This is a genomic window from Microbacterium sp. Nx66 (assembly GCF_904066215.1).
GTDB lineage: Bacteria > Actinomycetota > Actinomycetes > Actinomycetales > Microbacteriaceae > Microbacterium > Microbacterium meiriae.
Genome location: NZ_LR880474.1, coordinates 3,404,011 through 3,422,870, shown reverse-complemented (window position 1 = coordinate 3,422,870; position 18,860 = coordinate 3,404,011). Strand labels below are relative to the sequence as shown.

Below are 18,860 nucleotides of genomic sequence, written 5' to 3'. Positions count from 1 at the left end.
GGTGCTCCGGACGACGGATCGGGTCGGGGTCGACGTGCCGTTCCCCTGTGGATAACTTCGGATGCCACGGTAGTCACACCGGCTCGGAACGGCAACCTGCCCTTGAAAACACGCGGGCGTGTTGGATGTGGCGGATGCGTCCGGCTTGTGGATAATGGCTGTGCGGTACGCATGGGATGACAAGCGGTACAGGTCGCAGATTTGCCCTGTCCGCCGCCAAGACGTACCCTTAGTCGGTTGACTTATGCCTGTTTGGCAGTTCCCTATGTCTCCGGTCGAAGTGAATCCGGTGACAGCATTCCCGGAGTGATCTCATGAGCAAGCGCACCTTCCAGCCCAACAACCGTCGTCGCGCCAAGAAGCACGGCTTCCGTGCCCGCATGCGTACCCGCGCCGGCCGTGCCATCCTCTCGGCACGCCGCGCGAAGGGCCGTACCGAGCTCTCCGCGTAAGCAGCTGTGCTCGCCCGCCCGTTCCGTTTGACCCGCGGGAGCGACTACCGACTGGTCGTTCGACGCGGATCGCGTTGTGGCGGGGCCCGCGTCCTCACCTCCATGCTGGCGACGGGCGAGAGCAGGGCCGCGCGGTTCGGCTTCATCATCAGCAAGCAGGTGGGCACGGCCGTGGTGCGCAACACCGTCCGTCGGCGACTCAAAGCCGTCTGTGCGGAGGCGCTCCCGCGTGTTCCTCAGGGCACGGATGTCGTCATCCGTGCCCTTCCTGCGTCCGCGACCGCCTCCTACGCGGAGCTTCGCAGCGATGTGCATCGTTGCCTGGCGCGGCTCGCACCGGCCGAGGCCGCCTCATGACCGCGTTGCCGGCCTCGTCGGTGGGGACGGGGGAGATGCACGGGCGCGACGTGCTTCGCAGCATCCCGCTCCTGCCGCGCAACGCCGTGCTCGCCTTCCTGGCGGGGTACCGCAGGGTGGTCTCGCCGATGTACGGGGACGTGTGTGCGTACTATCCCTCCTGTTCCGCCTACGCTGTAGGTGCGGTGCAGCAGCACGGCGCCGTGCGGGGGGCTCTGCTCTCGGCGTGGCGCATCCTCCGCTGCAATCCCTGGTCTCGCGGAGGCGTCGACGACGTCACACCGCACCGACACTTCCGCTACGACCTGACCGCACACGGTTTCGTCGTCCCCTCCCGAAAGGACTGATCGGTGGGTCTTGACCTTCTGTTCGCCAGTGCCACCCCCAGCCCGGAGCCGGCATCCGGCGGATTCGACCTGCTCGGCACGATCCTGTGGCCGCTGAAGTGGGTCGTCGAGCTCATCCTCGTCGCCTGGCATTGGCTGCTGACCGCCGTCGGTCTTCCTGCGGCCTCGGGCATCACCTGGGTCCTCTCGATCGTCGGCCTCGTGATCGTGGTCCGTGCAGCGCTCATCCCGCTGTTCGTGAAGCAGATCAAGAGCCAGCGCAAGATGATGGAAATCGCTCCTGAACTGCGGAAAGTTCAGGAGAAGTACCGCGGCAAGAAGGATCAGCTCTCTCGTGAGGCGATGAGCCGCGAGACGATGGCGCTGTACAAGAAGCACGGCACGACGCCGATGTCGAGCTGTCTGCCGCTGCTCGTGCAGATGCCGATCTTCTTCTCGCTCTACAGCGTGCTGAGCGACGTCAGCAAGCACGCCCGCGACAACGTGGGTGGCGTCGGCCTGCTGAGCCCGGAGCTCACGAAGGAGTTCTACGACGCGAAGCTCTTCGGCGTCGCTTCGCTGCACGAGACGCTGGGCAACGCCATCGATGCGCAGAACGTCACGGCGATCATCATCCTCGTCACCCTGGTCGTCCTGATGATCGCGTCGCAGTTCTTCACCCAGCTGCAGATCATCTCGAAGAACCTCTCGCCGGAGGCCAAGACCGGCCAGGCGTACCAGATGCAGAAGATCATGCTCTACGTGCTGCCGCTGGGCTTCATCTTCTCCGGTGTCTTCTTCCCGCTCGGTGTCGTCGTGTACTGGTTCATCTCGAACCTCTGGACCATGGGCCAGCAGTTCCTCGTCATCCGTGAGATGCCCACCCCGGGCTCGGAGGCGGCGAAGGCGCGCGAAGAGCGTCTGGCGCGTAAGGGCAAGGCCATCGATTCCTCGGGCAAGGTCGTGCCGATGTCGGTGTACGAGGCAGAGCAGCAGCGTCTGCTGGAGCAGGCCGAGAAGGCGAAGGCTGAGGCACCGAAGCGACAGCAGCCGGTCGGCAAGAAGCGCGCGAAGAAGAAGGGGAACGCGTCATGAGTGAGGTCGTGACCGGGAGCACCGAGCCCACTGTGGCGCAGCTCGAGAACGAAGGCGATGTCGCCGCGGATTACCTCGAGGAGCTGCTCGACATCGCCGACATCGACGGCGACCTGAACCTCGATGTCCGGCAGGGGCGTGCCTACGTCTCGGTCGAGGCCGAGGGTGACGGCCTCGCGCTGCTCTCCGCTCCGGACACGGTGCAGGCGCTGCAGGAGCTCACGCGTCTCGCCGTGCAGAACAAGACTGGCTCGTTCTCGCGTCTCATCCTCGACATCGGAGGATCCCGCGACACGCGCCGCCGGCAGCTCGTGACCCTGGTCGAGGCGGCGGCCGCCAAGCTCGATGAGGGCTCGTCGCAGGCGTCGCTGCCGGCGATGTCGAGCTACGAGCGCAAGCTGGTCCACGACATCGCTGCCGAGCGAGGGCTCGTCTCCGAGTCGTACGGCGAGGGCGCGGACCGTCACACGGTCCTGCGTCGTCACTGACGTACCGAAGGCGAGTACGGGCGGGTGTCTGAGACGAACGATTCCGGCGAGAAGACCGTCGAGCAGGAGCCGGCTGTCGCTGCCGATCTTTTCGGAGACCGCCTGGAGATCGCTCGGCGGTTCACGGACTCCCTCGCCCGTGAGGGGGAGGAGCGGGGTCTGATCGGGCCGCTCGAACTGCCCCGCCTGTGGACCCGTCACATCCTGAACAGCGCGATCGCCGCACCGCTCTTCCATGGTTCCGTGGCGGACATCGGGTCTGGGGCCGGACTGCCCGGTCTGGTGCTCGCCATCGCCCGCCCCGATGTGTCGTGGACACTGGTCGAGCCGATGGAGCGTCGGATCAACTGGTTGACGGAGCAGGTGAACGATCTCGAGCTCTCGAACGTCACCATCCTCCGTGCGCGTGCGGAGGACGTCCGTGCGAAGGGTGCCTTCGACGTCGTCACGGCTCGCGCGGTGAGCGCGCTGCGTACCTTGATTCCACTGACGGCTCCGCTGGTGCGCGATGGTGGTGAACTCGCCCTCTTGAAGGGCATGAACGCCGCGAACGAGATCGAGGCGGCGCGGAAGCAGATCGCGAAGTTCACACTCTCCGACGTTCGCGTCGAGGTTCTGGGCGAGGGACTGCTTCCCGAGACGACCCGGGTCGTCCGTGCCCACGTGCGCTGAGGACATTGTCGTTTCACGTGAAACTCTGCCGTCAGAGTGGCCTTCTTTGGTGGGCACTACCTCTTGATCGGCTGATCCGAAAAGGTAGTGTCGGCTCACGCATGAGGTTCGCCCGGACAGGCCATGTTTCACGTGAAACAACAACGAGTCTCGGTGCAGTGCGGTAGGACGCTACTCACGGCTCCGAAGGCGCTGAGTCGGGAATCGCGTTCACTGGGTGCTTCAGCGACGCCAGTGTCCTGGTTGCTCCAGTTACGGTGAACCTGAATCGGCGATCGACCTCTGTCTGACACGGTTGTCGGGAGCGCTGGGTTCGGGGGCGTAGAGCTTCTTCCATCGCGGGACCATCTTCGCTGAGGCGGTCAGGGGCGAGTATCACGACTCCGAGGCCGGCCTCGGAGGAGGGAATCGGTGGGCGCCGCCACACAACTCCTTGGCATCGGCGCTGTGGACGGGCGTACTCATCAGCGTCCCCGGGTCTTTCTGGAAAGCGCGTGTGGAGACCGGTGGGGCATCCACTGATCGAGCCAAGGAGCGTGGGGCGCTGCCCCGGGCGGTCCGTAGGTCAACAGTGATGTTCTCCTGCGAGGTCATTGGACGCACTGCTCGTTGAGTGCCCTTCTGCTCGACACTGGCACCTGCCCGTGCTGTGGGTCAGCGAGCGGGGTGTGCTGTCTTCACGGCGCGGCGTGGTGGGCTGCGGATCGCAGAACCTCCCGTGAGGCAGACGCAGGAGGTGGGATCGTGGTCGGCGTGGCCACATCAGACACACAGCCGTTTCACGTGAAACGTCCCGCGATTCGCTTCGACGAGTTATCGCACGCGCCTACGTCGTCCGCTGACGATCTCCGACCGTTTGCCATGGCGCATTCGGTAGTGGAGGAGGTATCCCTCAGTCGTAGCGATCTCGAATGAGTGTTTCACGTGAAACAGTCGGTTCTCAGTGTGGCTCCCACGGTGCCTGAGTGCCCGTCCTTGCGCTGAGGGGCACCGATCCTCAGCGCGTGCGCAGAGTGTGGTGACGGTGAGCGCGGCACGGGGCGAACGTGTCATCGGTCGTCGGGGGGAGCCCTCGTCAGAGTCGACTGGGTCGTACCGCTGGCTCCTGCAGGTCGCTGCGGCAGTGGAGGTCCCCCGCGGGGGCGTCGACAGGCAAGAAGGTCATCCGCTCGGCGAAGCTACCGCAGGGGGTGCCTCGGTGCCTCGTTTCCTCTGCCGTCTGAAACGGACATGGTGCCACCAGTCCTGTCAGTGACGTTCGGGGTGTGCCTCGAAGCCTGGACTGGAGCCGGCGGGTGGCTTTCTCTTGGGAGAGTGTGATGGTGTCGCCGGGTTCTGCGGCGGGGGGCGGCGCGATACTTCGTCCCGTGCTTGGTTCAATGACGACTCGGGGCAACGGGGCCGGGCCCTGGCGTTCGCTGGTGTGCCGACGTGTAAAGGCACCCGGTGTGTGGCCTTCTTCGGAGGTGGCCTCTGAACCTTTCTGCGGCGCCATCGGATCCCTCGTGCTCGTCTCGAGTGCCGTCGGGGGGGAGACGCGGTGTAACCGGTGCTGGCCTGGCATTCGATACTGTGTGTCCATGTGTGGAGGGGCCCGGTGAGTGCCTTGACGCGGGAGTGGGCTTTGGAGCCTTCGGCCGCTGCGGCAGTGGCGCTCATGCCTCGTCTCGTGTTTTGTCCGAGGGAAGACTCCGGACAACCGGGGCTGGCCTTGATGCTCAACGGTGTCCCTCGATGAGTGGGCGGGGCCCGGTGATCGGCCTTCCCGTGGAGGAGCGGGCAACGGTGTGACCGGGCGCCGCTGTGGCAGACGTGCCGTGGAGCCTCCTCTCTATAGCGGTCCGCGGCGGACCTGCTGCGACGAGCTCTGATCTTCGCTATGGACGGTGTGCACAGGAAGGGGAGGGGGAGCTGTGTGCGGCGTTTGCGCGAAAGTCGGGCGTGAACGTGCCCAGCCGCCGCCGGGGGCTATCGCTGGCGTGACGCAGATGGCTCTTGAGCGACGGTCGTTCCACACACTTCGAGTACGCATGCCGAGTGGTGTGCGTGGATGGGCGACGCCACGTCGTTCGATGGGCATCGCCGTGAAGGGAAATCCTCCGCGCCAGAACTGCTCCCAGGTGTGCTCCGTCGTCGTGGGGCGACCCGAGCAGCGGCTGGGAACACGTGCTGCTGTGCGTGCCCGAGATGGTGAACGGATGTGAACAGGTCAGGAGGGGTTGCGTTTCACGTGAAACAGACCGCGATCGGGCGGCGGATTCACGGGAGACGAGCCGTCGCAAAGGGCGAAGGGACGGGCCACATTGGGGGTCGGTGCCCCCATGCGGCGCGATCCTTCGTCCACCTGCCGGCTCGGACGCTGGAGGAGGCAGCGGTGTGATGCTCCGCGAGTTGTGCGGGCAGGCAGGTCACGGAGGGGCCAGAACGACGCGACGCGCCTGTCGCGCTGTCATACGGAGCACGGGGCGCGAGCGGACCGGATCGGTGCCGCGCGACGCTGGCGTCCTCCCGGCGGAGGGTGCACGCGTGAAGGATCCGCGTGCTCTGCGGGGGAGGTGCCCGGCAGAGCGATGGCTCGCGGGTGTAGGCCGGGGGTTATCCAGAAGGACGCGGTCGCGGATTCGCCTGACCGCGGCATGCACCCCGCGTGGGAAGCTGCGACAAGGTACCTGAGTGAGGTGGGGAGGCCGAGGTTTGCGAGCGCGGGACTGGGCCTCGAGAAATGTGGCGTCGAACCGGACGACGCGGAGAAGCTACGCCGGACCGCCAGGCGCTCTCATCGAGGAGGGGCACGAGGTCGGCTCGCCAGCACGCTTCGGTGGAGCGGTAGGGACCCCAGTCGCGTGATTCAGACATCCGTCTCAGCAGGGGACCCCGGTGTCAGCGCTGGGGGCGTCCCTTCGCCTTTCGTCGATGAAGTTGCGCGAAGCCACCGGTGACGAAAGCCGCGTTCAGCGGGCCGTGCTGAAGCCTCGTTTCACGTGAAACGAACCTCACCGGAGCTGACTGTCCGCGTGTATGCGGAAGTGCGCGGACGGGAAGCATCTCTGCCGCCCGGTCGTGCCTGTGATCCGACGTCGGTCGCTGCGATTAGAGTGGAACGCGGCCCCGAAAGGAGTGGATGTTTCACGTGAAACAGTCCGAGAAGGCATCGTCGAACGAATCGTTCGGGATGGACACCCCCCTCGCGCGAGAAATCGCGGATCTCTCCGTTCGTCGCCGCGCGCTCGAAGCAGTCACCGTGGAGTTCGGGGGAGACACGCGAATCCTGACGGTGTCGAACCAGAAGGGTGGCGTGGGTAAGACCACGAGCGCCGTCAACATCGCTTCGGCATTGGCTGGTCTGGGTGCGAAGGTGCTCGTCATCGACCTGGACCCTCAGGGGAACGCCTCCACGGCGCTCGGGGTGCCACACAATGCCGACACACCGAGCGTCTATGACGTCCTCATCGACGAGTTCCCGCTCGCGGAGATCGTGCAGCCCAGTCCGGAGAGCCCCAATCTCTTCTGTGCGCCGAGCACCATCCACCTCGCGGGTGCCGAGATCGAACTCGTCGCACAGGTCGCCCGGGAGCACCGACTTCGCCGTGCTCTGAAGGACTACCTCGTCGACAACCCTGTCGACTTCGTCATCATCGATTGCCCCCCATCGCTCGGACTCCTCACGATCAACGCGTTCACCGCGGCGAACGAGGTCTTCATCCCGATCCAGTGCGAGTACTACGCCCTGGAAGGCCTGAGCCAGCTGCTCGGCAGCATCCAGATGATCCAGAAGCACCTGAATCCGAGCCTCCATCTCTCGACGATCCTCCTGACTATGTTCGACGGGCGGACGCGTCTGGCGCAGCAGGTTGCGGAGGAAGTGCGCTCGCACTTCCCGTCACAGGTGTTGGACACCGTGATACCGCGGTCCGTACGCGTATCGGAAGCCCCCAGTTTCGGCCAGACGGTCATCGCCTACGACGGTCAGTCCGCCGGAGCGATCGCCTACCGTGAGGCCGCCGTCGAGATCGCGTCGCGACAGACGCAGAGCAAGGAGAAATAATGGCGAAGCGCACTGGACTCGGCCGCGGCATCGGCGCCCTCATCCCGACGGCGGACCAGGCCGAACGTCCTGTCGACGTGTTCTTCCCGGGCGCGAAGATCGCTCCGGCACCCGAGGCTCCCTCCGCGAACGCCGACGCGGCACCCGAGGCTGAGCTCGAGGCGGTGCCCGGGATCCACCTGATCCAGGTCGACCCGCAGGCGATCGTCCCCAACCCCCGCCAGCCGCGCACGCACTTCAACCCGGAGGACCTCGCGGAGCTCGTGCACAGCGTCCGCGAGTTCGGCGTGCTGCAGCCGGTGGTGGTCCGGAAGAACAGCGACGGCGAGTACGAACTCATCATGGGGGAGCGGCGCACGCGGGCTGCCCGCGAGGCCGGACTCGAGTCGATCCCGGCCATCGTCCGGGATACCGCCGATGAGGACCTGCTGCGGGACGCGCTCCTGGAGAACCTCCACCGCTCGGAGCTGAACCCGTTGGAAGAGGCATCGGCCTACCAGCAGCTCCTCGACGATTTCGGCATCACGCAGGAGGAGCTCGCGACGCGCATCGGTCGTTCCCGTCCGCAGATCAGCAACACCATCCGCCTGCTCAAGCTTCCTGTCCCCGTGCAGCAGCGGGTGGCCGCTGGTGTCCTGACCGCCGGACACGCGCGCGCGATCCTGAGCGTGGACTCGCCGGAGGCCATGCAGCGCCTGGCGGACAAGGTCGTCAACGAAGACCTCTCCGTCCGTGCCACGGAAGAGGCGGCCAAGTCCCAGCCCTCCGCAGGGAAGACTCCCAAGCCCACGCCCGGGGCGCGGCGGGCGTACCTGGATGAGGTCGCCGGCAAGCTGGGGGACCGGCTCAACACCCGCGTCCGGATCGCACTGGGCGCTCGGAAAGGCCAGGTCACGATCGATTTCGCTTCGATCCAGGACCTGAACCGCATTCTCGAGGAGCTCGGCGAAGAAGGATACGGCTCCGCGCGCTGACCCCGCCCCTGGTCGGGGGTGACATAGACTCGCGTCATCTTGTCGATGCGAGGGGGATGTCATGTCCAGACCAGCTGATCCAGCGAGTATCAAGCGTCGCGTGATCGCCGTCAGTATTGCGGCGGCTCTGGGCGGATTCCTCTTCGGATTCGACACCGCGGTGATCAACGGTGCTGTCGACGCCCTGGCGGGAGATGTCTCAGGGTTCGACCTCGGCACGGGTCTCAAGGGCTTCGCTGTCTCCTCCGCCCTGATCGGCTGTGCGGTCGGCGCATGGTTCGCCGGCCCGGTGTCGAACAAGTTCGGACGCATCCCGGTGATGGTTGTCGCCGCGGCGATGTTCTTCGTCTCGGCGATCGGCTCCGGACTCGCGTTCAGCGTCGTCGACCTCATCGTCTGGCGTGTGATCGGCGGCCTCGGCGTCGGCGCGGCTTCGGTGATCGCCCCCGCCTACATCGCGGAGGTGTCTCCCGCGGCGATCCGCGGTCGTCTGGGCTCGTTGCAGCAGCTCGCCATCGTCCTCGGCATCTTCGCCGCCCTGCTGTCGGACGCCCTGCTCGCCGGCATCGCGGGGGAGGCCGACCAGCCGCTCTGGGGCCTGACCGCCTGGCGATGGATGTTCATGGTCGCGGCCATCCCCGCGCTCGTCTACGGGTTGATGTCGCTCCGGCTGCCGGAATCCCCGCGCTACCTGGTGCGCAAGGGCGAAGTGAAGCGTGCCGCGGAAGTGCTCCAGACCGTCACGGGGACGATCGACACCGAGGCGAAGATCAAGGAGATCACGGGCACGATCGACACGGAGCGCTCCGAGTCGCTGCGAGACCTGCGAGGCAGCCGTCTCGGCCTCAAGCCGATCGTGTGGGTCGGCATTCTGCTGTCGGTGTTCCAGCAGTTCGTCGGCATCAACGTGATCTTCTACTACTCCACGACACTGTGGCAGTCGGTCGGATTCGACGAGTCCAGCGCTCTCCTGACCTCCGTCATCACCTCTGTGACCAACATCGTCGTCACGATCGTCGCGATCCTGCTCGTCGACCGGATCGGTCGCCGGATCATGCTGCTCGTCGGCTCCGTCGGCATGACGGTGACCCTCGGACTCATGGCGCTCGCCTTCTCGTTCGGCACGCTGGATGCCTCGGGCACCGCGACGCTTCCCGACCCGTGGGCGACCGTCGCCCTCGTCTGCGCCAACGGCTTCGTGGTGTTCTTCGGTGCGAGCTGGGGACCGCTCGTGTGGGTCCTCCTGGGCGAGATCTTCCCGAACTCGATCCGTGCCGGTGCCCTGGCCGTGGCCGCCGCGGCGCAGTGGGTGGCGAACTTCTTCATCTCGACGACGTTCCCGGCGTTCGCCGAGATCGGCCTCACCTTCGCGTACGGCTTCTACGCGTTCTTCGCGTTGCTGTCGTTCTTCTTCGTGTTCTTCAAGGTGCCGGAGACCAAGGGCCGCGAGCTCGAGGACATGAGCGAGGATGCGAAGGTGGAGCGCCGACCCCGTCGCGCACGCGCGTAGGCTGGAGGGATGACCGAGTCCGTCCCCCGTCGCGCCAGCCTGGAAGTGCTGCGCGCCGAGGCCTCGGACGAACTCGCCGTCCTCGTCCAGGAGCGCCTGCTCGGCGGTGAGGACCCCTGGGAGTTCATGGAGGAGCTGCCCAGTGTCGACGAACTCGTCGTCTACCTGCTGCGCGCCGACAACATCGCCGCCAATGACGGGGTACGTCCCAACACCGCGCGGCATTACCGCGTGCTGCGCCAGATCGCCCTGGAGTACCCGGAGCTCACGCCGGCCGTCTGGGGACTCCTGGACGAGAAGCAGCGCCATCGTCGCTGGGACCCCCGCATCGCCGACGCCTCCTGACGACCGATGCTCCTCGTTCCCTACGACCCGTCGTGGCCGCAGCGATTCGAGGAGTTCGCGGCCTCGATCCGTGCTGCGGGGGAGGACGGCTGGATCGTCGAGCACATCGGTTCGACGGCGATCCCTGGGATGAGCGCGAAGCCGGTCATCGACCTCGCGGTGCGCGTGCAGACGCGAGGGGAGTTCGACGCCCACCGGTCCGAACTGGAGGCGACCGCCTGGCGCACCGGCAGCGGAATCCGCACTCATCCGGTGATGATCATGGAGGCGGCCGGGGAGCGCCTCGCCATCGCACACTTCTTTACGGCAGCCGAGTGGGATGCCGCGCCTCAGCGCCTGCTGCGGGACTGGTTGTGCGCGCACCCGGACGATGCGGAGCGATACGAACGCGTCAAGCACGACGCAGCGCGGGCGGCGGAGGAGCGGAGCTCCTCCTACAACGCAGCGAAGACCGCTGTCATCCAGGAGATCGTCGACAGGGCGCGGGCAGCACGCGGGCTCGAGCCGGTGGACGTGTACGACAAGCGCTGATCACCCCAGGCGGCCCCAGCATGCGAAAAGGGCCGCGCCCGGAGGCGCGGCCCTTCTCGTGGTCGAGGGGATCAGCCGAGGAAAGCGGCGAGATCCTGCTCGAGAGCGAACTTCGGCTTGGCGCCGATGATCGTCGTCTTGACCTCTCCGCCCTGGAAGACCTTCATCGCCGGGATCGACGTGATCTGGTACTTCATGGCCAGCTCCGGGTTCTCGTCCACGTTGAGCTTGAGGATGGTGATCTTGTCGGGGTTGTCGGACTGGATCTCGTCCAGCACCGGCGCGACCATACGACACGGACCGCACCACTCGGCCCAGAAGTCCACCAGCACGGGACCATCGGCCTGCAGCACGTCCTGCTCCCAGGTCGCCTGGCTCGTTGCCTTTGCACTCATCAGAGTTCTCCTTGTTCGAGGTTCGCCTGTTGCAACAACGGGCGGGGGGAAAGTGTTCCCGGCCCTGGTCAGGCCGTGATGACCTCGGCGGCCTCGGCCGCGGGGACCTCGACGGACGCGTCCTCGAGGTCGGCGAGGAAGTGCTCGGCGTCGAGAGCCGCGATCGTGCCCGTCCCGGCGGCGGTGATGGCCTGGCGGTAGGTGGGGTCGATCACGTCACCGGCGGCGAAGACACCGGGGACCGACGTCCGCGAGGAGCGTCCGTCGACCCAGATCGTCCCTTCGGGCGTGAGCTCGAGCTTCTCGTGCACGAGGTGCGTGCGCGGGTCGTTGCCGATCGCGATGAACAGGCCGTCGAGAGGGAGGTCGCGCAGCGACCCGTCCTCCGTGGAACGCAGCTGCACGCCGGAGACGGCGGTGTCGCCCAGGATCTCGACGACCTCGCTGTTCCACACGAACTCGATCTTCTCGTTCGCGAAGGCGCGCTCCTGCATGATCTTCGAGGCGCGGAGGGAGTCCTTGCGGTGGATGACGTACACCTTGTCCGCGAAACGCGTGAGGAAGGTGGCCTCCTCCATCGCCGAGTCGCCGCCGCCGACGACCGCGATGGTCTTCTGACGGAAGAAGAAGCCGTCGCAGGTGGCGCACCAGGAGACGCCGAAACCGGAGAGACGCTCCTCGCCCGCGATCCCGAGCTTGCGGTAGGCCGAACCGGTGGCGTAGATGATCGTCTTGGCCTCGTGGGTGGCACCCGAACCGAGGGTGACCTTCTTGACGGGACCGGCGACATCGAGCTCCGTGACGTCGTCGTAGAGCACCTCGGTGCCGAACTTCTCGGCCTGCTCCTGGAACTTCGCCATGAGCTCAGGGCCCTGGATGCCCTCCGGGAAGCCGGGGTAGTTCTCCACCTCGGTCGTGTTCATGAGCTCGCCGCCGACCTCGACGGAACTCGCGATGAGGAGCGGCTCCAGGTTCGCGCGCGCCGCGTAGATGGCAGCCGTGAATCCGGCGGGGCCGGAGCCGATGATGATGACCTGACGCATGTGATCTCCGTTAGAAAAGCGGTGCCGTCGAAAGACGTCCGACTGCTTCAACCCATGGTAACCGCGGGGCATTCCCACGTCAGCGGCCGGGCAGGAGGCGGCGGACGAGCCCGCCGGCGGCCTTCAGCTCCGGGGCGCGGAAGACCGCGAGGATCGCGACGTAGACGATCACGACGACGAGGCCGACGACGGCGGTGCCGAGCGCACCGGACATCGCGCTGCCCATCATCCAGCCGTTCGCTCCTCCGCTCAGCACGAACACACCCCAGCCGGCGAGGCCCGCAGGCACTGCAGCCAGGCCGAACCGCCCCACGGCGGCCAGCCAGGAGCGCACCCCCAGACCACCGATCTTCCGGTGCAGGAGCCAGACGGCCAGAACGGTCTGCAGGATGCTGGCCACGGACTGCCCCAGGGCGACGGCGGCGGCCAGCAGGGAGAGCGGCAGCACCTCGGCCTCGAACAGCGCCCACGCGAGGAGGGCGGTGGCCACGATGAGCGTGCATTGCACGATCGTGAACCAGAACGGCGTGCGGGTGTCGTCGTATGCGTAGAAGGTGCGCTGGACGATGAAGAGAACGGTCAGAGGGATCAGGCTGAGCAGGTAGCAGAGCAGGACCAGCGCGGCGGACTTCGCCGCGTCCTCGGCGGTCACGAACTCGGTGTCCTTCGTGAAGACCCGCGAGGCCGGCACGGCGGCGGCGGCCACGGCGGCGACGGCGGCGGCGATGAAGAAGAGGAGCGTGCGGATGCTCCGGGAGATGTCGCTGCGCACCTCGTCGTCCCGGCCACTCGCGGCGTGCTCGCTGATCTGGGTGAAGTAGGGGGTCCCGATCGACAGCACGATAACCGAGTACGGCAGCATGAAGATCAACCAGGCGTTGGTCGTGACCGTGGCCGAGGCCTCGAGCCCCGCCGCCTCGCTGACGATGAAGCCCTGCAGGGTCCCTGCGGCCAGGCTTGCGAACGCCATCAGGAAGGTCCACCCGGCGAGGCGACCGACCGTGCCGAGCCCGACTCCCCGCCAGCGGAAGTCCGGCTTCAGAGCCAGCCCCGTGCGGCGCCAGAAGACCAGCAGCACCACGGCCTGCAGGGCGATGCCGAGGGTCGCGGTCCCGCCGAGGAGCGAGATCATGGTCGGCGTCCACTCCGCCGCGCGCGTGGGCACGGGTCCGAAGAGGGCGCCGAGCGCCAGGAACCCGATGATCGAGACGACGTTGTTGACGACCGGCGCCCACGTGAAGGGCCCGAAGATGCGGCGCGCGTTGAGTGCCTCGCCGATCATCGCGTACAGGCCGTACAGCAGGATCTGCGGGAGGCACCAGTACGCCAGCGCCGTGGCGAGGGCCAGCAGCTCCGGGTTCGCACGACCGGCCACGATGTGCACGAGCCACGGTGCGCACGCCGTGGCGATACCGGTGACCACGACGAGGACGACCGTTCCGAGCGTGAAGAGCTTGGAGATGAACGCGTTGCCGCCGTCCGCATCCGCCGTGGCCTTGACGATCTGCGGCACGATGACGGCCGTGAGGATGCCCACCGAGATCAACGAGAAGACGCTGTTGGGCAACTGGTTCGCGTACGTGAAGGCGTCAGCGGCCTCGGAGGCGACGGAGCCGATCACCGCCACGAGGACGATACTGCGCAGCAGCCCGGTCACGCGGGAGACAAGGGTGCCCGCGCCGATGATGGCGCTGGCGCGCCCGAGACTAGTCACGCGACTCCTTCGTGGGAGGGGCATCCGGGCCGTCGGGGCGCTCCTGCACCGCGGCTTCCGCTTCCTTCTCCTCGATCAGTTCCTCGACGGCGGCCTCCACGGCCTGCTCCTCGATGGCCTCCCGACGCTTCCGGCGCACCGTGCGCACCACCCCGAGGGCGATGAGGAGCACGGCGAGGCCGCCGAAGACGATGAGACCGATGGTCTCCCATTCCGCGCGCACCGCGACCCGGATGGTCTGCTCCGACTGGATCGGCACTCCGGTCGGGCTGGTGAGGCTGAGGCGCAGGTCGAGCTCGCCGCTGCCGACCCGGGCCGACACCGGCACCTTCGCCCTCGTGGTCGAACTCGCCTGTACGGCGACGTCGATCACGGGTGTCACTTCGAGGCGCGGATCGGTGGGGGACGCGTACAACCGCACCGTCACCGGCCACGGGAGGTCGTTGCGCACGGCGATGGGGAGGTCGGCGTTGGCCGTGAGGAGCTGGATGGTGCTGGAGTCGGGGATGCTGACGGCGCCGAGCGTCTCGGTGGTGCGCGCGCGATGGGCCGCGACCTTCTCGGTGAAGGCTTCCGCGGAGGAACCGACCGCGATGGTGCGCAGGATCCGGATCCGCTCCGGGCTCAGCAGCACGAGCGGGTCACTGAGGACGGTCGCGAAAGCGGTGAGGGAGCGCTCATCGGCGAGGAGGTTCGTGAGGTCGGACGCGCGGGTCGCCGCGGCCGTCTCCGGCAGTGTCACCGCGACGGCAGGTGCCGCCCGCACCGCCGAGAGCTCGAAGCCGATGGAGTCCGCGGTGGAGATCGCGTCACGAAGGGCCTCTGCGGGACGACTCTCGTCGCGCTCCAGGCCGATGAGGAGCGGAGCGCCAGGCGCCCGGGCACCGGCGAGGAAGAGCCGGGCTGCCGCCTCCGCCAGCAGCCCCTGGCGGGGAGCCGAGGCGGATTCGGTCGCCGCTGCGGAGAGGGCCGCCGACGTGGCCGCGTCGGTGACGAGCAGGTCCTGTCCGCCCGCCGTCGCATGAGCCGCACTCTGACCGCCGACCGTCTGAGACGACACGACCGTCGTGGCGGTGCCTCCCAGGTAGCCGGTGAACGACGCGAGGTCAGCCTGCGTGAGGTCGCTCTCCGGCCAGACGATTCCCGGGACCGCGCCGTCGATCTCCGCGAGCTCGTCGTCGGTGGGAAGCGCGGGCCCGTCGGTCGGCGTCGCCGAGGGGTCGGCGGTGGCGGCGGGGGTGTTCGTCGGTGTCACGGCGCGCTGCTGCGGGAAGGCCGCGGGATCGAGCAGCGAGGTCAGCGGCAGCGGCGCCAGCGCCTCGGGCAGACCGGCCTGCGCCTGCACCGTGAGGTCGGCATCGCCGAACTGCAGGGCGAAGCGGGCGTTGGGGAGTTCGTCGAGCCTCTGCAGCCAGTCGCTCGCCGTGGAGGGAGCCGCGGTGCCCAGTGCGCGGATCGAGGTGAGGATGGCGGGATCGACCGCGAGCACAGCCGTCGTCCCGGCGACGCCGTCGAGCTGCGCGGTGAGGTCGCCGTCCGGGGCGGTCAGCTCCGTGAGCTCGTCAGCGCTCAGGAGGGCACCGCCGGCCGGGGTCGCGGTGATGGGCACGAGGACGCCGACCGGACTGGTCGGGCTGGCGCTGACCACGAGGACGCTCGTCGCGCTGGTGTCCCAGGTGGTGGTGCGCTCCCCCTCGGCGTCCTCCGTACCGGCATCGCTCAGGGCGGCCCGCAGCGGGTACACCCCCGGTTTCAACGGCTTCAGCGTCTCCTGCGGCACGAACACGGTGGTGGTGGCGGATCCGCCCGCCTCCGCCGGCTTGGTGGCCTCTTCGCCGAGGGAGAGGAAGGAACCGGCGGCCTGTCCCTCGTCCAGCCATTCGGTCACGGCATCGTCGTCGGTCAGTGGCGTGCTCCCGAGCTCGATCTCGACGCGACCCGCGGAGAGCTCCGCCTCGGTCTCGTTCTCGATCGTGACCACGGCCGACGTCGACGTGCCCGGCGCGACGGTGCCGCGTAGACCCGCCGTGACGTGCAGTTCGACACGGTGGTCGTCGTCCGCGGCGGGCTGGTCGGCCGCCATCGCGGGACCGGCGACACCCACCGCGCAGACGCCGGCGGCCACCACGAACGCCGCGAGCCGGCGCGCACGCGCGCGGAGGCCCGTCGGGGGAGTGATCGCGGTCATGAAGGTCTTCCTCGAACGCCGGGGAGAGGCGGATCGTGAGTACTGACCCTGCGATTCTAGGAGGCCGGACGGAGGAGAACCCTGAAGACGCGTAGAGTGACGGCCGTGTCCGACACCCCCGCCCCCCGCCCCGACCCGCTCCGCAGCGCTGCGTTCGCCGCGGATCTCGATGCCGCCGATCTCCGATCCGAGCCGCTGCGACGTCTCTGGGGCGAGGAGGCGGATGATGCACTCGCCCGTGGTCTGCGCGAGCCCATCCTTCGGGCGATCGCCGAGGATGAGGGGGTCCTCGCGATCCTCGGACGCCTCCTGGTGCTCGGCCTTCCCCAGCCGCGCGCGGCCGTGGAGCGCGCACTGCCGACGCTCGGCGTGGACGGGCTGGAGGCTCTGGGGCTGGCGACGACCGACGCCGACACCGTGACGCCGAGCGCGCTGCTGCGCCCGCAGTCGTTCGTCGACGAGGACGGAGTCGGGGAATGGTGGATCGCCAGCGACCTGGACGAGGTCGCCCTCGACGGCCCGCTGCCCGCCGACCACGTCCTCGGTGTGGGCGGAGCCTCCCGCACGCTCGCTGAGACGGTCGTCCCGCTCGCGGTGGATCGTGCCCTCGACCTCGGCACGGGCTGCGGCATCCAGGCGCTCCTTGTGGCACGACGCGCCGGCCGGGTCGTGGCCACCGACATCTCCCGCCGCGCCCTCGCCTACGCCGCGCTGAACGCGCAACTGAACGGGGTCACGAACATCGAGTTCCGTCACGGGAGCATGTTCGAGCCGGTCGCCGGGGAGGCGTTCGACCTCATCGTCTCGAACCCGCCGTTCGTGATCACCCCGCGCACGGCGGGGGTGCCCGCCTACGAGTATCGCGACGGCGGTCTGGTCGGCGACGCACTGGTCGAGCAGTTCGTCCGCACGGCACCGGCGCACCTCACCCCGGGCGGCATCGCGCAGCTGCTGGGCAACTGGGAGTCGCGGACGGGCATCACCGGCCTCGCGCGGCTGGACGCGTGGGTGCCCGCCGACCTCGACCTGTGGGTCGTGGAGCGGGAGGAGCTGTCCCCTCTCGCCTATGCCGAGCTGTGGATCAGGGACGGCGGCATCACGCCGCGCGATGCCGCCTTCACTCCGCTGCTGACCGCGTGGCTCGACGACTTCGCGGCGCGCGGCGTGACCGCGATCGGCTTCGGCTATGTGCTGCTCCGCCGCGGGCGGGGGGAGCCCCTGCGGCGATCGGAGCGGGTGACGCAGCCCGTGGCGAACGTGGGCGCGGCGCTCGGCCTCGGGCTCGCGGCCCACGATGCGCTCGCCGCAGGGCTGCCCGACACCCTCGTCGTGGCTCCGGACGTCACCGAGGCGCGCCACCTTCTCCCCGGTAACGACGACCCGAGCGTGATCGAGCTGCGTCAGGGCGGCGGGTTCGCGCGCACCGTCGCGGTGGACCCCGCGCTCGCCGGCTTCGTCGGCGCGTGCGACGGCGAGCTCCAGGTGCTGCAGATCGCCCCCGCCCTCGCGGACCTCTTCGAGGTGCCGTTCGCGCAGCTGTGGGCGGAGCTCGAGCCGCGCATCCGCGGGCTCGTCCTCGACGGCTTCCTGCTCCCGGGGGAATAGTCCCGGCTTCCATGCGTTCGAATACACCATGAAGGCTTTCGGTTTCCTCTCGTTCGGTCACTACGCCGACGTGCCCGGCTCGGCCACCCGCACGGCGGGCGACATGCTGAAGCAGACCATCGAGATCGCGGAGGGCGCCGACGAGCTCGGCGTCAACGGCGCCTACGTCCGCGTGCACCACTGGGCACGCCAGGCGGCGTCCCCGATGCCGCTGCTGACGGCCATGGCCGCGCGCACCGAGCGCATCGAGGTCGGCACCGGCGTGATCGACATGCGGTACGAGAACCCGTTCCAGTTCGCCGAGGAGGCGGCCGCACTCGACCTCATCGCGGACGGCCGTATCGCGCTCGGCGTGAGCCGCGGGTCACCCGAGACGGCGCTGCGCGGCTACGAGACCTTCGGCTTCCGCGACGAGGAGGACCCGGAGCGCGGCAGCGTGCTCGCACGGGAGAAGTTCGAGATCTTCCTCCGCGCCATCGACGGCGAGCGACTCGCTCCCGGCGACCCCCGGATGGTGGGTGCGGGACAGTACCTCGCGATCGAACCGCAGTCCTCCACGCTGCGCGACCACATCTGGTGGGGCTCGGGTTCGCGCGCGACGGCCGAGGAGACCGGCCGCAAGGGACTCAACATGATGAGCTCGACGCTCGTGACGGAGGCCACCGGTCAGCCCTTCCACGAGCTGCAGCGCGAGCAGATCGAGCTCTTCCGCTCCGCCTACCGTGAGGCCGGCCACACCGGGACGCCTCGCGTGTCGGTCAGCCGCAGCGTGTTCCCGCTCGTGTCGGACATGGACCGCGCCTACTTCGGGCTGCGCAGCGAGGAGAACGGCGACCAGATCGGCATCATCGACGGGTTCCGCTCCACGTTCGGCAAGACCTACGCCGCGGAGCCCGATGTGCTCATCGAGCAGCTCCGGCAGGACGAGGCCGTCATGGCCGCGGACACCCTCATGCTGACGATCCCGAACCAGCTCGGGCCGGAGTACAACCTCCACGTGCTCGAGGCGTTCGCGGAGCACGTGGCGCCGGCCCTCGGGTGGAAGCCCAACACGGAGGGTCCGGTCCAGGGCGACCCCGTGGTCTGATCCGGCATGGCGGTCCGACCGATAGTGTCGGAG

General features: G+C 68.1%; 17 protein-coding genes. 13 read left to right on the top strand and 4 right to left on the bottom strand.

Annotated features, from left to right (window positions below; genetic code table 11):
* The first annotated feature begins 314 nt into the window (after positions 1-314).
* From rpmH to MICNX66_RS16530, 11 genes are all read left to right on the top strand, one after another.
* Complete coding sequence (gene rpmH, locus MICNX66_RS16580; RefSeq protein ID WP_022879826.1) at positions 315-452, top strand: 50S ribosomal protein L34; 138 nt, start codon at positions 315-317, stop codon at positions 450-452.
* A 6-nt stretch (positions 453-458) separates the two neighbouring features.
* On the top strand, positions 459-809 hold the full coding sequence (gene rnpA / locus MICNX66_RS16575; RefSeq protein ID WP_187662786.1) for a ribonuclease P protein component: 351 nt from the start codon (positions 459-461) through the stop codon (positions 807-809).
* Positions 806-1,156, top strand: a complete 351-nt coding sequence (yidD, locus tag MICNX66_RS16570; protein ID WP_187662785.1) for a membrane protein insertion efficiency factor YidD — start codon at positions 806-808, stop codon at positions 1,154-1,156. The genes rnpA and yidD overlap by 4 nt, the downstream gene beginning before the upstream one ends.
* Positions 1,157-1,159: 3 nt before the next feature.
* Positions 1,160-2,230, top strand: a complete 1,071-nt coding sequence (gene yidC, locus MICNX66_RS16565; protein WP_187662784.1) for a membrane protein insertase YidC — start codon at positions 1,160-1,162, stop codon at positions 2,228-2,230.
* The gene (locus MICNX66_RS16560) at positions 2,227-2,718 is read left to right on the top strand and encodes a Jag family protein (RefSeq protein ID WP_187662783.1); all 492 of its coding nucleotides are present in this window, start codon (positions 2,227-2,229) and stop codon (positions 2,716-2,718) included. Before yidC ends, MICNX66_RS16560 begins: the two co-directional genes overlap by 4 nt.
* A gap of 24 nt (positions 2,719-2,742) precedes the next feature.
* The gene (rsmG, locus tag MICNX66_RS16555) at positions 2,743-3,390 is read left to right on the top strand and encodes a 16S rRNA (guanine(527)-N(7))-methyltransferase RsmG (RefSeq protein ID WP_187662782.1); all 648 of its coding nucleotides are present in this window, start codon (positions 2,743-2,745) and stop codon (positions 3,388-3,390) included.
* A gap of 3,172 nt (positions 3,391-6,562) precedes the next feature.
* Positions 6,563-7,435 (top strand): ParA family protein, encoded by an 873-nt coding sequence (locus MICNX66_RS16550; protein ID WP_269474807.1) that lies wholly within the window; start codon positions 6,563-6,565, stop codon positions 7,433-7,435.
* Positions 7,435-8,409 (top strand): ParB/RepB/Spo0J family partition protein, encoded by a 975-nt coding sequence (locus MICNX66_RS16545; RefSeq protein ID WP_187662781.1) that lies wholly within the window; start codon positions 7,435-7,437, stop codon positions 8,407-8,409. The genes MICNX66_RS16550 and MICNX66_RS16545 overlap by 1 nt, the downstream gene beginning before the upstream one ends.
* Before the next feature lie 61 nt (positions 8,410-8,470).
* Entirely contained in the window at positions 8,471-9,919 is a 1,449-nt protein-coding gene (locus MICNX66_RS16540) for a sugar porter family MFS transporter (RefSeq protein ID WP_187662780.1), read from the top strand.
* Between the two features lie 9 nt (positions 9,920-9,928).
* Positions 9,929-10,264, top strand: a complete 336-nt coding sequence (locus MICNX66_RS16535) for a tryptophan synthase subunit alpha (protein ID WP_187662779.1) — start codon at positions 9,929-9,931, stop codon at positions 10,262-10,264.
* Between the two features lie 6 nt (positions 10,265-10,270).
* The gene (locus MICNX66_RS16530; protein ID WP_187662778.1) at positions 10,271-10,795 is read left to right on the top strand and encodes a GrpB family protein; all 525 of its coding nucleotides are present in this window, start codon (positions 10,271-10,273) and stop codon (positions 10,793-10,795) included.
* A gap of 71 nt (positions 10,796-10,866) precedes the next feature.
* Here MICNX66_RS16530 and trxA read toward each other — a convergent pair whose 3' ends face one another.
* From trxA to MICNX66_RS16510, 4 genes are all read right to left on the bottom strand, one after another.
* A complete protein-coding gene (gene trxA, locus MICNX66_RS16525) occupies positions 10,867-11,190 on the bottom strand; it encodes a thioredoxin (protein WP_025102859.1) in 324 nt (107 codons plus the stop codon).
* Positions 11,191-11,258: 68 nt separating this feature from the next.
* Positions 11,259-12,233 (bottom strand): thioredoxin-disulfide reductase, encoded by a 975-nt coding sequence (gene trxB, locus MICNX66_RS16520; RefSeq protein WP_187662777.1) that lies wholly within the window; start codon positions 12,231-12,233, stop codon positions 11,259-11,261.
* 79 nt (positions 12,234-12,312) lie between these two features.
* Complete coding sequence (gene murJ / locus MICNX66_RS16515) at positions 12,313-13,947, bottom strand: murein biosynthesis integral membrane protein MurJ (protein ID WP_187662776.1); 1,635 nt, start codon at positions 13,945-13,947, stop codon at positions 12,313-12,315.
* The gene (locus MICNX66_RS16510) at positions 13,940-16,135 is read right to left on the bottom strand and encodes a DUF6049 family protein (RefSeq protein ID WP_187662775.1); all 2,196 of its coding nucleotides are present in this window, start codon (positions 16,133-16,135) and stop codon (positions 13,940-13,942) included. Before MICNX66_RS16510 ends, murJ begins: the two co-directional genes overlap by 8 nt.
* Before the next feature lie 96 nt (positions 16,136-16,231).
* On the opposite strand from MICNX66_RS16510, the gene MICNX66_RS16505 reads away from it, so the two are divergent.
* Positions 16,232-17,740: a DUF7059 domain-containing protein gene (locus MICNX66_RS16505; RefSeq protein ID WP_187662774.1), complete on the top strand. Its 1,509-nt coding sequence runs from the start codon at positions 16,232-16,234 to the stop codon at positions 17,738-17,740.
* A gap of 28 nt (positions 17,741-17,768) precedes the next feature.
* Positions 17,769-18,827 carry an LLM class flavin-dependent oxidoreductase gene (locus MICNX66_RS16500; RefSeq protein WP_187662773.1) on the top strand — a complete coding sequence of 353 codons (1,059 nt, stop codon included), beginning with the start codon at positions 17,769-17,771 and terminating at the stop codon, positions 18,825-18,827.
* The last annotated feature ends 33 nt before the right edge of the window (positions 18,828-18,860 follow it).

Excerpts from the sequence above, each read along its gene's own strand:
- MICNX66_RS16550 (WP_269474807.1), top strand. The coding sequence starts at position 6,563 with ATGGACACCCCCCTCGCGCGAGAAATCGCGGATCTCTCCGTTCGTCGC.
- MICNX66_RS16535 (WP_187662779.1), top strand. The coding sequence starts at position 9,929 with ATGACCGAGTCCGTCCCCCGTCGCGCCAGCCTGGAAGTGCTGCGCGCC.
- MICNX66_RS16510 (WP_187662775.1), bottom strand. The coding sequence starts at position 16,135 with ATGACCGCGATCACTCCCCCGACGGGCCTCCGCGCGCGTGCGCGCCGG.
- trxA (WP_025102859.1), bottom strand. The coding sequence starts at position 11,190 with ATGAGTGCAAAGGCAACGAGCCAGGCGACCTGGGAGCAGGACGTGCTG.
- MICNX66_RS16540 (WP_187662780.1), top strand. The coding sequence starts at position 8,471 with ATGTCCAGACCAGCTGATCCAGCGAGTATCAAGCGTCGCGTGATCGCC.
- rpmH (WP_022879826.1), top strand. The coding sequence starts at position 315 with ATGAGCAAGCGCACCTTCCAGCCCAACAACCGTCGTCGCGCCAAGAAG.
- MICNX66_RS16545 (WP_187662781.1), top strand. The coding sequence starts at position 7,435 with ATGGCGAAGCGCACTGGACTCGGCCGCGGCATCGGCGCCCTCATCCCG.
- MICNX66_RS16500 (WP_187662773.1), top strand. The coding sequence starts at position 17,769 with ATGAAGGCTTTCGGTTTCCTCTCGTTCGGTCACTACGCCGACGTGCCC.
- trxB (WP_187662777.1), bottom strand. The coding sequence starts at position 12,233 with ATGCGTCAGGTCATCATCATCGGCTCCGGCCCCGCCGGATTCACGGCT.
- MICNX66_RS16560 (WP_187662783.1), top strand. The coding sequence starts at position 2,227 with ATGAGTGAGGTCGTGACCGGGAGCACCGAGCCCACTGTGGCGCAGCTC.
- MICNX66_RS16530 (WP_187662778.1), top strand. The coding sequence starts at position 10,271 with ATGCTCCTCGTTCCCTACGACCCGTCGTGGCCGCAGCGATTCGAGGAG.
- yidD (WP_187662785.1), top strand. The coding sequence starts at position 806 with ATGACCGCGTTGCCGGCCTCGTCGGTGGGGACGGGGGAGATGCACGGG.